The 17,029-nt window shown below is 64.3% G+C and carries 4 protein-coding genes and 1 pseudogene; 2 read left to right on the top strand and 3 right to left on the bottom strand.

Annotated features, from left to right (window positions below; translation table 11 throughout):
- Positions 1-214: 214 nt before the first annotated feature.
- A pseudogene (locus tag LU682_RS29955) lies at positions 215-448 on the top strand (RHS repeat-associated core domain-containing protein); the annotation flags it as partial.
- Positions 449-1,124: 676 nt separating this feature from the next.
- Here LU682_RS29955 and LU682_RS08870 read toward each other — a convergent pair.
- Positions 1,125-14,078, bottom strand: coding sequence for a non-ribosomal peptide synthetase (locus LU682_RS08870; protein ID WP_232857595.1), 12,954 nt, complete (start codon positions 14,076-14,078; stop codon positions 1,125-1,127).
- Positions 14,079-14,383: 305 nt separating this feature from the next.
- Between LU682_RS08870 and LU682_RS08865 the strand changes: the two genes are divergently transcribed.
- Entirely contained in the window at positions 14,384-14,914 is a 531-nt protein-coding gene (locus LU682_RS08865) for an RNA polymerase factor sigma-70 (RefSeq protein ID WP_010954997.1), read from the top strand.
- A 151-nt stretch (positions 14,915-15,065) separates the two neighbouring features.
- On the opposite strand, the gene LU682_RS08860 is transcribed toward LU682_RS08865, so the two are convergent.
- Together LU682_RS08860 and LU682_RS08855 are read right to left on the bottom strand one after the other, a co-directional pair.
- Positions 15,066-16,079 carry a GNAT family N-acetyltransferase gene (locus LU682_RS08860; RefSeq protein ID WP_014590234.1) on the bottom strand — a complete coding sequence of 338 codons (1,014 nt, stop codon included), beginning with the start codon at positions 16,077-16,079 and terminating at the stop codon, positions 15,066-15,068.
- Between the two features lie 63 nt (positions 16,080-16,142).
- Positions 16,143-16,943 carry a substrate-binding periplasmic protein gene (locus tag LU682_RS08855; protein ID WP_010954999.1) on the bottom strand — a complete coding sequence of 267 codons (801 nt, stop codon included), beginning with the start codon at positions 16,941-16,943 and terminating at the stop codon, positions 16,143-16,145.
- Between the last annotated feature and the right edge of the window lie 86 nt (positions 16,944-17,029).

Genomic DNA, 17,029 nt, shown 5'->3' with positions numbered 1-17,029 from the left:
AGCACCCAGATTAAAACCGCGACGGAAGTGAAGTCAGCCAGAAACACAGGGCCGCTTCAGCCCCCTTCCACACAACCTGTTATTTTTATCAGTAGCGCATTTTAACGAACACTGTCAAAGTCGACCGCAAAGCCACGCCGAGAAAAACATCATGGTGCCTACTTACATGAATCCTATTGATGAGGCGAGCGAAATGTCGGCCGCTAACACATCCATTTACTCACCTTATGGGTATCACCCGAACTCATCGGGCCTGCTGGGTTTTAACGGTGAGCGACCGGACCCGATGACTGGTAATTTTTTGCTGGGTAACGGTTTACGGGCATTTAGCCCTGGGCTCATGCGTTTCAACTCGCCTGACAGTTTCAGCCCGTTCAAGCGCGGTGGTCTGAATGCATATGGTTATTGCCAGGGAGACCCAATAAACTGGCAGGATCCAAGTGGGCATTTCCGTTTTTGGCGAAGGTTATCTTCGGCATTCTCAGGTCGCGCCCCCATACCAGATTGGCATGGGGCGCTCTTAAAAGGGGAAGGTAAGTATCACCGTCTCGAGGTGCGGATGACAATGTTAGAACCGGTCCACGCGCCTGCACATACCTCAAACAATCTTCCGCCAGATTATGTATTTGCAGGATATCATGGTGGCATCAGGAGCTCTACGTGGTCTTTAGAGTCTGGCGTTCAGCCCCAGCGACATCAAATTGTTGATCATGGGCAGGGGTTTTATTTTACACGCAACTATGGCGTGGCCGAGCGCTATGCGAATGCAGCCGCCAAGCTTCACAAAGGTGAAGCTCGTGTATTTGGTGTGTACATCAAGGATTTCGATGTGCTTGTGGCTGCGGGCAAGATCAAAAAAATATGGGATGGGAAAAATGAGGCAACCAGGGAAAGTTATTTAATTGAAGAACATGCATTTACTAATATTCGAGTACGACGGCCAATTGTTGACCAGTGGGTTCTAAGGGAACCGTTTGGCGATTATTAGCCCTAGCTTTGAGGGCCTCTTCACGAAAATAGCCAGCAACGAGCGACTGCCTGATTGATCTGCAAATCCGGATGAACGACTCAGCCGCAGTGTGCGCAACCCGACCAATGAAAGGGGCGCCAAGCGCCCCTGCCCATCACAGCCCCTCCAGTTCCGCCATCAGGTCACTGAGCCGGTCGACCTTGTCATCATCCAGCGCACTGCCCTGCAGCCCCTGTACATACTCGGCCAACGCCTCCACCGTGCTGCACTCGAACATCGCCCGCAGCGGCACGTTCAGCTGTAGCTGCTTCTGCACCCGCGAAGCGATCTGCGTGGCCAGCAATGAATGCCCGCCCAGCTCGAAGAAGTTGTCGTGCACTCCCACCCGCTCGGCTTTGAGCACATCGGCCCAAATACCCGCCAACACGTCCTCCAATTCGTTGCGTGGCGCCAGATAGGCCTGACTGTACTGACCGCCGATGTCGATGGCTGGCAGGGCCTTGCGGTCGAGCTTGCCGTTGGCGTTGTGCGGCAAGCTGTCGAACCAGCCCCAGTGCAAGGGCACCATGTACTCCGGCAACTCGGCACGCAGTCGTTGCTTGACCTGCTCCAGCAACGCGGCATCGGCACTGACGCCCTGGTGCGCCACCAGGTAGCCAACCAGATGCTTGCCGTTCACTCCCTCCTGCACCGCCACAGCAGCATCGCGAATTTCCGCCTGCTCATGCAGCCGGGCCTCGATTTCGCCCAGCTCGATGCGATAGCCGCGAATCTTCACCTGATGGTCGATGCGCCCGACGTACTCCAGCACACCGTCCAGGCGCTGCCGTGCGAGGTCACCGGTACGGTACAGGCGCTCTCCCGGTGCCCCGTAAGGGTGAGGAATGAACGCCAGTGCCGTGCGCACCGGGTCACCGACGTAGCCACGGCCTACACCCGCACCCGCCACGCACAACTCGCCCACCGCCCCCAGCGGCACCAGCGCCTGGTCCTCGCCGAACAGGTACAGGCGGTTGTTATCGGTTGGCGTGCCGATTGGCAGGTAGCTGCCTTGGGTCGAGGCGGCATCGACGCGGAAGAACGCCACGTCATCCGAGCACTCCGCCGGGCCATAGGCATTGACCAGGCCGATCTGCGGGTAGCGCTGCAGCCACTGCGCCGCCAGCTCCGGTGGCATGACCTCGCCGGTCGGCAGCATCCAGCGCAGGCCGTCGAGGGCCTGGTGGTCGCTGGCCAGCATGCCCTGGATCAGGGACGGCACGCTCTCCAGCACGGTGATGCCGGTGGCCTGCACGTGCGCCAGCAGGCCCTGCGGGTCATGGGCGATGACATTAGGCACGATCTCTACCTTGGCGCCGAACAGCGGCGCAGCCAGGAACTGCCAGACCGAGATGTCGAAGCTTTGCGAGGCGGTCTGGGCAATCACGTCCTGCTCGCTGAGCGCCAGGTAAGGCACCTTGCTCAGCTGGTTGTTGAGCATGCCGCGCTGCTCGACCATCACCCCTTTCGGCAGGCCGGTCGAGCCTGAGGTGTAGATCACGTAGGCGAGGTTGTCCGGGCCACTGTGGATGCCCGGGTTGTGGCTTGCGATCGGGTTGGCCTGGACGTCTTCCCAGACCAGCAGTTGCGGCCGCAGCGAAGCCTCCAGCTCACCGAGCAACTGCCGCCCCTGCTCGGCGCAGGCCGCGCTGCACACCAGCACTGGCGTGCGGCTGAGCTGGATGATGCTTTGCAGGCGCGCCGCCGGCAGGCCCGGGTCCAGCGGCAGGTAGCCGGCGCCGGCCTTGAAGCTGCCGACGATCATGCCCAGCAGCGGCAACCCACGCTCGGCAAGCAGTGCCACTGGCTGGTCCACGCAGACGCCGGCAGCCACCAGCGCATGGCCCAGGCGGTTGGCCGCCAGGTTCAGCCCGGCGTAATCATAGGATGCCTCCAGGCAGCGGGCCACGGTACGCTGTGGATGCGCCACAACCTGCGCTTCGAACTGCGCGATGTAGCTCTGCTCCAGCGGATAAACCCGCTCGGTCCGGTTGCAGTCCTCCAGCAGGAAGCCTTGCTCCTGGGCGCTCAGCAGCGGTAGCTCGCTCACCTCCCCTTCAAAACCTTGTACCAGCGCCAGCAGCAGGCGCTTGAATTCGGCCAGCAGGCGCTCGACGGTCGGGTAGTCGAAGTAGCGCTGGTCGAACGACAGGTGCAGGCCCAGGTCATCACCCGGGTAACACACCGCCGTCAGCGGGAAGTTGGTGTGGGTACGGCCCGAGTCGGAGCTGGCGTTCAGGTGCTGGGCGTGATTGAGCACGGCGGTTTCAACCGGCGCATTCTCGAACACGAACAGGCTGTCGAACAGCGGCTGGCCCTTGGGCAGCTCGCTGCACGCCTGGATCGCCACCAGCGGCAGGTATTCGTACTCGCGCAGCTCCATGTTGCTTTGCAGCAGGCCTTGCAGCCACTGGCGCACACTGCAGCGCTCACTCGCCGCAGGCAACTGCACACGCAGGGCCACGCTGTTGATGAACAGGCCGACGGTGCGCTGCATCTGCGGCATGCTCACCGGGCGCCCGGCCACGGTTACGCCAAAGGCCACGTCGCGGTCGCCGCTGTAGCGCGACAGCACCAGGGCCCAGGCCGCCTGGGCGAAAGTGTTGACGGTGAGCTGATGGGCCTGGGCCAGTTCGCGCAGACGCACGCCATCATTCATCTCAAGGCGGGTATAACAATCGCCGACGACCATGCCGCTACCGGCGTGGTCATGGCGCAGCGGGCGGTCGCTCGGGATGGCTGTGGCACGTTCGAAGCCGGCCAGGTTGGCCTGCCACCAGGCACGTGCGTCGTCCAGGCCCTGGCGTTGCAGCCAACCGATGTAATCGCGGTAACGCGGTGGCACCGGCAGTTGGGCCTGACGGCCTTCGCCAAGGGCCTGGTAGACCTCGAAGAAATCGTTCATCAACAGCGAGCGGCACCAGGCATCGATAAGGATGTGGTGGTTGCTCATCATGAACCAGTAGCGTTCCTCGGCCACGCGCACCAGGCGCAGGTGGAACGGTGCCTCGCTGAGCAAGGCAAAGCCGGCCTCGCGCTCCTGCTTGTGCAGGGCCTGCAGGCGCTGCTCCTGGGCATCGTCGGCCAGGCCGCGCCAGTCCTGGTAGTCCACCGCCAGGTTGCCCGGCTTGTGGATGATCTGCAGCATCGCCTCGCCGCTGTTCCAGCTGAACGAGGCGCGCAACGCTTCGTGGCGCGCCACCACGGCCTGCCAGGCCTGGGCGAAACGCTCGGGGTCGAGCGCGCTGTTGATGCGGTAGCGGTCCTGCATGTAGTACAGGCCAGTGCCCGGCTCCAGCAGGGTGTGCAGCAGCATGCCTTCCTGCATCGGCGTCAGCGGGTAAACGTCCTCGATCTGCGCGGCCGGGACCGGCAATGCGTCGATCTGCTCCTGAGTCAGGTGCGCCAGCGGGAAGTCCGATGGGGTGAAGCTGCCATTGCCATCGGCCAGGCAATGCGCGACCAGCGCCAGCAGCTCCTGACGATAGCCCTCAGCCAGACGCGCGATGGTCTGCTGGTCGTAGCGCTCGGCGCTGAAGGTCCAGCGCAGTTGCAGAGCACCGCCATACACCTGGCCATCGACGCTCAACCAGTTGGGCAACGGCGCATCGAGGTCATGCGCCAACCCGGCCGAGGCCTCCAGGGGCTGGAACAAGGCCGCACTGTCGAACTGCTGGTCGAACTGGCCCAGGTAGTTGAAGGTGATGCGCGCCTGCGGCAAGGCCGCCATCTGCTCGCGCCCGGCGGCATCCGCCAGGTAGCGCAGTACGCCGTAGCCCAGGCCCTTGTGCGGTACATGGCGCAGTTGTTCCTTGATGCGCTTGATCGAACCGGCCCGCGCCGCGTCGTCTTCACCTGGCAGCGGACGCAGGCTCAGTGGGTAGGCATTGGTGAACCAGCCGACGCTGCGGGTCAGGTCCATGTCTTCGAACAGCCCGTCACGGCCATGGCCTTCGAGCTGCACCAGCACTTCTTCATCGCCGCTCCAGCGGCACAAGGCCCGCGCCAGAGCAGTCAACAGCAGGTCGTTGACCTGGGTGTGGTAAGCCGCCGGGGCCAGTTGCAACAGCTGCCGGGTTTGCTCCACGTCCAGGCCGATGGCCAGGGTTTGAGCGTGGCGATGCAAATTGCTGCCCTGCGGATGGTCGCACGGCAATTCGCGACGCACACCGCCCAGCTGGCCTTGCCACCAGGCCAGTTCGTCACGCAGCGAATCGCTGTCGGCGTAGCTGGCCAGGCGCGCAGCCCAGTCGCCGACGGCGTGGGTCTTGGCCGGCAGAGGCTGGCCACGGTACAGCGCCTGCAGGTCTTCCAGCAGCACCCGCCAGGACACGCCATCAACAACCAGGTGATGAATCGCCAGCAGCAACCGCTGGGTGCCCTGCCCGTCACGCACCAGCAAGGCGCGCAGCAGCGGCCCCTGTTGCAGGTCCAGGCTGCGCTGCACGTCGGTGTAGAGTGCCTGACAATCATTGAAATCGGCGACAGTGGCGCTCCACAGCAGTTGCTCGGCGCCAGGCTGCACGTACTGGGCCTGCCAGCGGCCCTGGGCGTCGCTGAAGCGCAGGCGCAGGCTGTCATGGTGTTGCACCAGCGCAGCCAATGCCTGTTCAAGGGTGGCCTCAACCAAGGGTTGGCGCACCTCCAGCAGCACGGTCTGGTTCCAGTGTTGCGGCTGTGGCACGTCACTGTCGAAGAACCAGTGCTGGATCGGCGTCAACCCGGCCTGGCCCTGGCGCAGACCCTGCTCCACCGTGCTCGCGGCTTCGCTGAGCTGAACCACAGTTGCCAGGGTCTGGATGGTCTGATGCTGGAACAGGTCGCGCGGGGTGAATTGCAAGCCGGCCTGGCGGGCGCGGCTGACCACCTGAATCGACAGGATCGAGTCGCCCCCCAGCTCGAAGAAGTTGTCCTGCACGCCGACCCGGGCAACGTTGAGCACATCGCGCCAGATCTGCGCCAGCTGTGCTTCCACCTCATTGCCAGGGGCCTGGTATTGCTGCCGCGCCTGCTCAAGGTCCGGCAGCGGCAGCGCATGGCGGTCGAGCTTGCCGTTGCCCATCAGCGGCAGGCTGTCGAGCAGCACCAGATGCGCAGGCACCATGTAGTCGGGCAGGTGCTGGCGGGCATCGGCTTTCACCGCTTCGCGCAGCAGTTGTTGCACGTCGTTACCGGCGGTGGCCTGCCTGCACACCAGATAGCCCACCAGCTGCTTGCCGCCCGGCAAGTCCAGCGCCAGCACGACGGCCTCGTCGACATCCTCGTGCGCTAGCAGGCGGCTCTCGATTTCGCCCAGTTCGATGCGGAAGCCGCGGATCTTCACCTGCTGGTCGGCACGGCCGACATACTCCACCAGGCCATCGGTACCCAGGCGTACCAGGTCGCCGGTACGGTACAGGCGCCCGCCTTCGGCACTGAACGGGTCGGCGACAAAGCGCTCGGCAGTGAGGCCTGGCCGGTCGTGGTAACCCTGGGCCAGGCCGGCACCGCCGACGTACAGTTCGCCAATACCGCCTTGCGGCAACAAGGCCAGATCCTCGTCGAGGATGTAGGCCGTACGGCTACCGATGACGCGGCCGATCGGTACGCTGCCAAGGTCTGCTGGCAAGGCCTCTGGGGCCAGGCACGCCAGCGGCATGACCACGGTTTCGGTCGGGCCGTAGGCATTGAAGCACTGCTGCGGCGCAAAGGCCTGGCGGATGCGCTGCAAGTGCTCGCCGGTCAGCGCCTCGCCACCGGTAATCACCAGGCGTACCGGCAATTGTTCGCCCCGCCCGCCCAGATACTGCGCCAGCTGGCTGCCGTAGCTGGGGGTGAAGCCCAGAATGCTCACCTGCTGCTCGCGCACCAACTGGCAGATGTCCTCGGCGCCCCACTGACCCTGGGCGCGCAGTACCACGCGCGCACCACACAACAGCGGCACCCACAGGCGCTCGCTGGCAGCGTCGAAATTGATCGAATAGAAATGCAGCTCGCAATCATCGCTGCGCATGCCGAATGCGGCGATCACCGCCTGGCAGTGCATGGCGAACTCGCCATGGCTGACCACCACGCCCTTGGGTTTGCCGGTGGAGCCTGAGGTGTAGATCAGGTAAGCCTGGTGCTGCGGCAGGCTGAGGTTGTCCAGCGGTGCATCGCTGTAGGCCGCCAGGCTGGCGGCATCGTCTTCCAGGCTCCAGCTGGCCACGCCTTCAGGCAGCTCGCCCAGGGTGTGCAGCAGCGCACGCTGGCTGAGCAGCAAGCCGATGCGGCTGTCTTCGATCATGTAGCGCAGGCGGTCGAGCGGGTACTCGGGGTCGAGCGGTACATAGGCGCCGCCGGCCTTGAGGATGGCCAGCAGGCCGACGACCATTTCCAGCGAGCGCTCCAGCGCCAGGCCCACGCGCACCTGCGGGCCGACACCCCGTTCGCGCAGGGCACGCGCCAGGCGGTTGGCCTGCTGGTCGAGCTCGGCGTAGGTCAAGTGCTGGCCGGCGAAGGTCAGCGCGCCAGCCTGTGGCGTGCGCGCGGCCTGGGCGGCGAACAGACCATGGAGGGTCTGGCCAAGGTCGAAATCGTGTTCGCCCTGCAACTGGCCTGTAAGCACTTGTTGCTCGGCACTGCTCAGCATTGGCAGTTCGCACAGGCGGTGTTGCGGGTTGTCGAGCAAACCGACCAGCAGTTGTTGCCAGTGCTCGGCCATGCGCGCGATGCGCGGCGCGTCGAACAGGTCGCGACTGTAGGTCAGGCAGCAGCCCAGCCGGCCGTCCAGGTCGGTCACCTCCAGGTACAGGTCGAACTTGGTGGCGCTGGCATCGTTGACCAGGTAGTCCACCTGCATGCCGGCCAGCGTGCGGCTTTGCTGGAAGGCCCAGCGCTGCACGTTGCACATCACCTGGAACAGCGGGTTGTAGGCACTGCTGCGTGGGGGCTGCAGGGCCTCTACCAGTTGGTCGAACGGCAGGTCCTGGTGCGACTGGCCTTCGATGGCAGCCTGGCGAACCTGCTCCAGCAGCGCGCTGGCGGTCATCTGGCCGTCCAGCTCGCAGCGCAGCACCTGGGTGTTGAGGAAAGCGCCGATCAGGCCTTCGCTTTCCGGGCGGATGCGGTTGGCCACCGGCGCGCCGATACGCAGGTCGCGCTGGCCACTGTAACGGTGCAGCAAGGCGGCCAGGGTGGCGGTCATGGTCATGAACAGGGTCAGGCCGCGCTGGCTATTGAAAGCATGCACACGGGCCACCAGTGCCGGATCGAGTTCGAAGCGGTACAGCTCGCCACGGTGGCTCTGGACTGCCGGACGCGGGCGGTCGGCAGGCAACGCCAGCACCGGGTGCTCGTCGCCCAGGCGGTGCTTCCAGTAGGCCAGTTGTCGAGCGCCCTCGCCGCTTTCCAGCCATTGCCGTTGCCACACGCTGTAGTCCAGGTACTGCACCGGCAGCGGCGCCAGTGGCGACTCGCGGTCATCGACAAAGGCTTCGTACAGCTCGCCCAGTTCGCGGGCGAAGATGTCCATGGCCCAGCCTTCGGTGACGATGTGATGCAGCGTCAGCACGAAGAAGTGCTCGCGCTCGTTGGCCTTGACCAGGCAGGCGCGCAGCAGCGGCCCCCGCTCCAGGTCGAAGGGCTGGTGCGCCTGGTCGTCGGCCAGTTGTTGCAAACGTTGCTGGCAGGCATCGTCTGACAAAGCGCTGAAGTCTTGCCAGTCCAGATGCAGGCCGCTGTCTTCGGCCACGCACTGGTACGGCACGCCGTCGATGCTGGGGAACGTGGTGCGCAAGGTTTCGTGGCGCACGATCAGCGCCTGCAGCGCACGCTCGAAGGCGTCCACGTGCAGGGTGCCGCGCAGGCGTGCCATGCCGCCGACGTTGTACGCCGGGCTGTCCGGCTCCATCTGCCAGAGGAACCACATTCGCTGCTGCGAGTACGACAGCGGCACTGCCTGACGGCGGTCGACACGGGTGATTGCACCTTGCAGGTTGCGCTCGCCGGCCGCGCGCAGGCGGGCGATCTCGGCACAGAAGGCGCCCAGCTCGCTGGCTTCGAACAGGGCCTTGAGCGGCAGCTCGACATCGCAGGCCTGGCGGGTGCGCGAAACGATCTGGGTAGCCAGCAACGAGTGACCACCGAGGGCGAAGAAGTCGTCCTGCAGGCCAATGCGCGGCAGATTCAACACGTCGCGCCAGATGGCCGCGACCTGTTGTTGCAGCTCGGTTCGTGGCTCGACATGCTCACGCTGCTGCCACACTGGGGCAGGCAGTGCCTTGCGGTCGACCTTGCCGCTGGGGCCCAATGGCATCTGTGCCAAAGGGATGAGTTGCGCCGGCACCATGTAGGCTGGCAATTGCTCAGCCAGTACGGCCAGCACCTCGGCAGGCTGGGCGCTGCCACTGTAATAGCCGACCAGTTGCGCGCCAATGGCGTCCTTGTGTATCAGCACCAGCGCCTGTTCCACACCCGCCTGTGCCAGCAGGCAGGCCTGCACTTCCTCGGGCTCGACGCGGAAACCGCGCACCTTGACCTGCTGGTCGAGGCGGCCAAGGTATTCCAGGGCCTCCAGCTGAACCTGCCAGCGGGCGCGATCGCCACTGCGGTACAGACGCTGACCATTGCCGTCGGCCTGGGGTACGAAGCGCTCGGCAGTGAGGCCGGGGCGGCCCAAGTAACCACGGGCCAGGCCCGCGCCACCGAGGTACAGTTCGCCCGGCACACCGGGGGCGCTCAGTTCCAGCTCATCGTCCAGCACGCGACACAGCACATTGCCCAGCGGGCGGCCGATGGGCGAGCGCTCGCCGTCCACCACCTGACAGTGCCAGTGGGTGACGTTGATGGCGGTTTCAGTCGGGCCATACCGGTTGTGCAGTTGCACCTGCGGCAGCACCTGCAGCACGCGGTCACGCAGCGTGGCGGACAACGCTTCGCCACCCGAGAACACCCAGCGCAAGCTACTGCAGGCACTTGCCTGCGGCTCCTGGACGAACACCTGCAACAGCGGCGGTACAAAGTGCAGCGTAGTCACCCCATAAGCCTGCACCAGGGCAGCGATACGCTGCGGGTCGCGATGTTCACCAGGGCCGGCGAGCACCAGCTTGCAGCCGGTGACCAGCGGCCAGAAGCATTCCCACACCGAGACGTCGAAACTGATCGGCGCTTTCTGCATCAGCACGTCGCTGTCATTCAGCGCATAGGTCGTCTGCATCCACTGCAGGCGCTCGGCCAACGCCGCATGGGTATTGCCTACGCCCTTGGGCTGCCCGGTGGAGCCGGAGGTATAGATAACGTAGGCCAGGTTATCGCCGTGCAGGTGCAGGCCGGGGGCATGGCTGGGCCAGCTGTCCAGGTGCAACTGGTCGAGGGCAATGGCGCTGACACCGTCGACCTGCGGCAGCTTGCCCAGCAGGCTGCTGTGGCTCAGTAGCAAACGGGCGTCGCAGTCGGCCAGCATGTAGGCCAGGCGTTCGGCAGGGTAATCGACATCCAGCGGCACGTAGGCACCGCCGGCCTTGAGAATGGCTAGCAGGCCGACCAGCAATTGCGGTGAGCGCTCGATGGCAATGGCCACACAGGTATCGGGGCCGACGCCTTTGTCACGCAGGTAGTGGGCCAGGCGGTTGGCTTGCTGGTGCAGCCCGGCGTAATCCAGGCTGCCCCCGTCCCAAACCAGGGCGGTGCGCTGCGGCGTCAGGCGTACCTGCTCATTGAGTTGTTCGACCAACAGGTGCTGCGCTGCGGCGGCCGGTGCCTGGCCCCAACCCAGCAGCTGCGCACGGCCGGGCTCATCCAGCAATTGCACGTCGCCCAGCGCCTGCTGCGGCGCGGCACACACCTGTTCCAGCAGCGCCAGCAGGTGATGGGCCAGACGTTCGACGGTGCTGGCTTCGAACAGCTCCGCGGCATAGTCGAAGGCCAGGCTCAGGCGGCCCAGATGGTCCTCCTCACTGTGCAACTGCAAGTCGAACTTGGCTTCGCGGCTGTGCCACGCCAGCTCTTCGGCCAACAGCCCTGGCAGGCGCCGCAGGGCTGACAGGTCGCGTTGCTGGTGGTTGAACATGACCTGGAACAGGCCCTGTTCGCGCGCATCGGGCAGGGCTTCGACAAGCTGTTCGAAGGGCAAGTCCTGATTAGCCTGGGCTTGCAAGGTGGCCTGACGTACCTGGGTCAGCAACTGGGTAAACGAGTGACGGCCATCGAATCGCGCGCGCAGCACCTGCGTATTGATGAAGAAACCGACCATGCCTTGGGTTTCCAGGCGCGGGCGGTTGGCGTTGGGCACGCCGACGCGGATATCGGCCTGGCCACTGTAGCGCTGCAGCAGCGCCTGCCAACCGGCCAGCAGGACCATGAACAGGCTGGCCTGCTGCTGGTGGGCAAGGCCCTTGAGCGCTTCGCCAAGCCTGACTGGCACCTTGAGGCTGAAGCGCGCGGCGCTGTGTTCGCGCTGGCTGGCGCGCGGGTGGTCAGTGCACAGGTCGAGCGCCGGCAGCTCACCACCAAGGTGTGCCTTCCAGTACTGCAACTGGCGCTCGGCTTCACCGTCAGCCAGCCATTGCCGCTGCCAGCTGCCGTAGTCGGCGTAACCCAGCGGCAGCGGCGCCAGGTTGGCCTCCAGGCCTTGGCAGCGAGCGGCATACAGCTTGGCGAATTCTTCGAGCAGGATGTTCAGCGACCAGCCGTCGGCAACGATGTGGTGCAGGGTCACCCACAGCTGATGCTCTTCGTCCCCCAGGCGCACCAGGGTTACCCGCAACAGCGGCCCCTGGGTGAGGTCGAACGGCTGGCGGGCCTCGGTTTCACGCTGCGCGGCAACCTGCTCGGGCGAGTGCCCTTCAAGGTCCAGGCGGTGCAGGCTGAGCGGCTGCTGCGGCAGGATACGCTGCAGCGCCTGGCCATTCTCTTCGCTGAACACGGTACGCAGCGATTCATGGCGCGCCACCAGTGCCTGGAAGGCCACGTGCAGAGCGTTGACATCCAGCTCGCCACGCAGGTGCAAGCCGGCAGGAATGTTGTAGGCCGCTGATTGCGGTTCCAGCTGCCACAGCAGCCACAAGCGGTTTTGCGCCAGCGACTGGGGCAACGCCTGGGCGCGCTCCAGCGTGGTGATGGCCGTGGTGGCTGCAGCGCCATCGGCGATGATCTGTGCCACAGCCTTGCTGTAGTCGGCCAGTACCGGCGCCTCGAACAGGGTACGCAGGCTCAGGTCGATACCCAACTCATCGGCCAGGCGCGCTGTGGCCTGGGTGGCGGCGATGGAGTTACCGCCCAGCAGCAGGAAGTGGTCGTCCGCGGCCACCGCCTCTACCTTGAGGATGTCGCGCCACACAGCGGCGATGCGTGCTTGCAGCTCGTCGCCAGCGGTTGCACGGATACCGGCTGCGCTCACCTCAGGGAAACGGGCATAGCAGTCCAGGCTGCCATCGTCCATGCGCAGCCGGCAGGCAGAGCGCTGCAACTTGCCGCTGGAGGTCTTTGGCAGCGCGCCGGGGTTCAGCAGCAGGACCACGGCCGGGGCCTGTCGGCAGGCGTCGGCGACGACCTGGCGCAGGGTCTTGATCAGGTCCTGGGGCTTGAGTGCCTTTTGCACGTTGCGGCTGATCTCCACCGCGACACCGATGCCCTCCTCGCCCTGGTGCTCGACGGCGAACACCGCCACACGGCCTTTGCGCAGCACCTGGACTTCACGCTCGAGGGCTTTTTCCAAGTCCTGCGGGTACAGGTTCTGTCCGCGCACGATCAGCATGTCTTTCAGGCGCCCGGTAACGAACACCTCGCCCTCACGAATGAAACCCAGGTCGCCGGTACGCAGCCAGGTCTGGCCGTCCATTTCGACGAAGGTTCGAGCGCTGGCTTCTGGGTTGCGCCAGTAGCCCCGGGCGATGCTCGGGCCGCCTGCCCAGATTTCCCCCACCTGGTTGTCGCCCAGCACTTGCAACTGTTGCGGCTCGACGATGCGTACCGCGTGCCCCGGCTGCGGGAAGCCGCAACTCATCAGCACGCTGCCAGTGCCGGGTTCGGCGCGGTTGGCGGCGAAGGCTTTGGCATCCAGCTCAAGCGCGGCGATACCCTGGCCACGACGGCTGCCGCTAACGAACAGGGTGGCTTCGGCCAGGCCATAACTGGCGAAGAAGCTCTGCGGGTCGAAGCCACAGGCCTGGAACTTGTCGGCAAAGGTGGCCAGGCTGTCCTGGCGGATAGGCTCGGAGCCGGAATAGGCCACGCGCCAGCGGCTCAGGTCGAGCCCGGCCAGCGAAGCCTCGCTGACCCGCTCGCTGCACAGGCGATAAGCGAAGTCGGGGCCACCGCTGATGGTGCCACCGTATTCGCTGATGGCCTGCAACCAGCGCAACGGCCGGGCCAGGAAGTACCTCGGCGACATCAGCACGCAAGGCACGCCACTGAAGATCGGCTGCAGCAGGCCGCCGATCAGGCCCATGTCATGGTACAGCGGTAGCCAGCTGACGATCACATCGTCGGGGTTGAGGTCGATGCCAAAGCCTTGGCGGATCAGTTGCTCGTTGGCCACCAGGTTGCCATGGCTGACCTGCACGCCCTTGGGCAGCGCGGTGGAACCGGAGGTGTACTGCAGGAAGGCGATGTCATCGCCCTTGAGCACGGGTTCACGCCAGTTCGCAGCCAGGGCCGGGTCCAAGCCATCCACTGCCAGCAGTTGGGGGGCGTTGTCCGCCGCCAGGGCTTCCAGGCCCTGCAGGCTGTCGCGCAGCGCCGCCACGGTCAGCAGCAGTCGCGGCTCGGCGTCATCGATGATCGACAGCAAACGCTCCTGGTGCTGCTGGCGCGCGGACTCCGGCGGGTAGGCCGGCACCGCGATCACGCCCGCATACAGGCAGCCGAAGAACGCCGCCACGTAATCTGGCCCGCTGGGGAACAACAGCACGGCACGGTCACCGAAGCTGGCGCGCCCCTGCAAGGCGGCGGCGATGGTGCGTGCACGCTGGTCGAGGTCCCGGTAGCTGAGCACGGCCTGCTCACCGGGTGTGTCGGCGAGAAAGCGCAGGGCAATCCTTTCCGGGGTCTGCGCGGCGCGTTGCGCCAGGGCCTGGACCAGCGAGAGCGGGAGTTCGAAGGCGTCCGTCATTGGGTGTTCCTGCCAGTGTCTGGTTAGGTCTGACAGCTGCTCCGCTAACGTGGGCGGGCAACGTAGGCGACCGGGGATGTACACAGGGGAACGGATGGGCAGGGGAAGAAATTAGCAGGCAGGTCAGGCTTTAAGGGTTGATAAGGCATACCCCCAAAGCCAGCCGCGCTTTAGAACTGAAACCCACAGATACTAATTACATTTCGCATTTGACAATTATTATCATCTTGCATAGTTTGTCGCACGTCGTAGGAAGCTTCCCAACCTTGGGCGCCTCCTCTCCCCTCTGTGACAAGGTGATTTCCATGGCGGAACAACTATCCACAAGTAAGTGCGATTCACCATTACTGCAGGCCTTCGTCGACAACCGCAGCATCCTGGTCAAGATCGCCGCCCGTATCACAGGCTGCCGTTCACGCGCTGAGGACGTGGTACAGGATGCCTTTTTCCGGCTCAGCACCGCCCCGCAGATCACCTCATCGTTCAAGGCCCAGCTGAGCTACCTGTTCCAGATCGTGCGCAACCTGGCGATCGACCACTATCGCAAGCAGGCGATGGAGCTGAAGTACTCCGGTAGTGAAGAGGAAGGCATGAACGTGGTGGTGCAGAACGCCTCGCCCGAAGCCACCCACATAAACCGCGCCGCGCTGAATGACATCGCGGAGGCCTTGAACGAACTGCCGCCGCGCACCCGCTATGCTTTCGAGATGTACCGCCTTAATGGCGTGCCGCAGAAGGACATTGCCAAGGAACTGGGCGTATCGCCGACCTTGGTCAACTTCATGATCCGCGATGCGCTGGTGCATTGCCGCAAGACGGCCAGTCGCCAGGCCTGAAGATGACTGCAAGCAAACGCCAGAGCGAACCTGGATCGCTCTCGCTTTTGCTTGCAGCGCTAGTATGGTGTTTTGCAAATACGGCCAATAACTCGCAGCGCAAAAAACGCCGCAAGTTATGGTCGTTATTTGTGAAACACCACACTAGCCCCTACGTCAGCTTGCAACGATCGAAAAACCGCTCCCGCCCCAGAATCATCAACGCCGCCCGCTTGTGTGGAAAGTCGAACTCCTTGTCGCAATGGAAACATTGGTCGTGCATGTAGCCAATCATCTTGCCATTGTCGGCGCGCGGCTCGGCCACCACCCGCTGGGTGCGCGGGTCATCCAGGAAAAGGTAGTGCACCAACGCCGATAGCCAGCTGGCCACCTTGTGCGGCCCTCGGTGGCTCTCCTCTCCCACCAGCATATGGATACCACGGTCGTAGTCATCGGCCGGGTAGAAGGGGGCAATGCGGTCCTCCTTGGCCCAGTACGCCTCGAAGTAGGCAAACGGCTCGTCATCGAAACAACCGATCAACGTCAACGTATGCGGGTCGGCTTCGAGCTTGGCCAAGTATTCGCGGTGCTGCGCCAGCGTGCCACCCTCCTGCCAGAACGCCTCCACGCGAGGGTTGTTCTGCCAGCGGTTGAAACGCTCCAGGTCATGCTCGATCTCCAGGGTACGCAGCGATACCCAACTGCCCAAGCGCGCATCGAAGCGCCGGTACACTTCGCCCCGCGGCTTGGGCGCCCGGCGCGGGTGGCGCTTGCCGTTGCTGATCTGCATCTGCTGCGGATATACCCCGGCAACCGACTCGCCCAGCCACGGCTGCGGCAGTTGCCAGAACAGTGCGCGCTCGCACAGGTACTGGCCAGGCTGTTCACCGGCCAGCAGCAGGCCACTGGCCAACGCCTGCGGCAACACTTCGGGCAGGTGCCAGGTCAGGCGCTGGCAGGCCGTATCGCGCGACAGCAACCAATAGCAGGCGGCCCACAAGGCTTGGTAGGGGCGCTCGGGGCAAAAGCGCTCAAGGTGAACGTGCAGAGAAGCGCCAGCCTCCAGTCGCAACTGGATCAGGGGGCGGCCTTCAAGGGCCAGGCTTAGCCAGCTGTCGCCCTCCTCGGCACTGAGGCTGCGCCAGCGTGGCGGTGACTGTGGCTGCGAAGCGGCATCGAACGGCATGGGCTTGACTCACGAAAATGAAGAAAAGGCACACTGCAGGGAACGTTGCCGCAACGCGGGAATTTAGTCTTGCGGTGCAGCCACTTTGATTCGGTACGGCTCGAAGATGCGCGCCAGTTCACCGCTGTCACGCAAGCCACGCAGCAGGGCAGCGAACGACTGCTCGCCGATAGGCGCCCCCGGGCGCAGCAAGGCGTAGTGGTGATAGACCTGGTCAATGCGTTGTGAAGGCACCAGCTGCGCCCTGCTCGCCGGGTTGCGTGCCAGGAAATCGCTGAGGTAGGAACGCGTGACCAGGGCAATATCGGCGCGGCCGGCCTGCACCATCAGCAGGTTGCTGTCGTGGGAGTAGGTCAGGGTTGCGTTGTATGTCTTGCGCAGGTAGTCCGGGTCAGCGTTGAAGCTGGCAAACGCGTAGTGGTAGCCGTTGAACAAGGCCAGGCGTTTGCCGCGCAGGTCATCGAAATAATGCGGATCATTGCCGTTTGCCTTGCGGGCGACGAACACTTCGGCATCTTCCAGGCCCATGTCCACGGCCTGATGGGCAATCTGCTCCCAGCCCCATTGTGGGTTCTCGAAAATCGCCATGTCGGTGCGGCCCTGCTGGAAATCACCGAAGCGCCGCTGGATAGACGTAGGCACCAGAACGAAGTGATAGTGCTGCTGCGCCCGGTTGAGTGCATCGACCAACTGCGGCAGCAAACCGGTATCGGCACCTTGCTCGGGGCGCACTGTGTAAGGCGGGAAATGGGCTGCGCCAATCTTCACTTCAACCGCCTCGCCAGCCCATACCGGTGCCGCCAACCAGAACACGGCCAGCAGCATCAGGGTGGACAAGGCCTTGAGGCCGGGCGCTGGAGTCAAGACGGACACTCATCACGGTTTATGCCTGTATGCGCTTAAGCTAGGCGTTTTCCAGGGGCGACACAACTACTGACGCCTGCTCTTTG

Source organism: Pseudomonas alloputida (genome assembly GCF_021283545.2).
GTDB lineage: Bacteria > Pseudomonadota > Gammaproteobacteria > Pseudomonadales > Pseudomonadaceae > Aquipseudomonas > Aquipseudomonas alloputida.
Note: the sequence above shows the minus strand (reverse complement) of the source record. Positions and strands in the feature narration are given on the sequence as shown.

Bases quoted from the DNA above. Each gene is read 5' to 3' on its own strand.
- LU682_RS08870 (WP_232857595.1), bottom strand. From the start codon at position 14,078: ATGACGGACGCCTTCGAACTCCCGCTCTCGCTGGTCCAGGCCCTGGCG.
- LU682_RS08865 (WP_010954997.1), top strand. From the start codon at position 14,384: ATGGCGGAACAACTATCCACAAGTAAGTGCGATTCACCATTACTGCAG.
- LU682_RS08860 (WP_014590234.1), bottom strand. From the start codon at position 16,079: ATGCCGTTCGATGCCGCTTCGCAGCCACAGTCACCGCCACGCTGGCGC.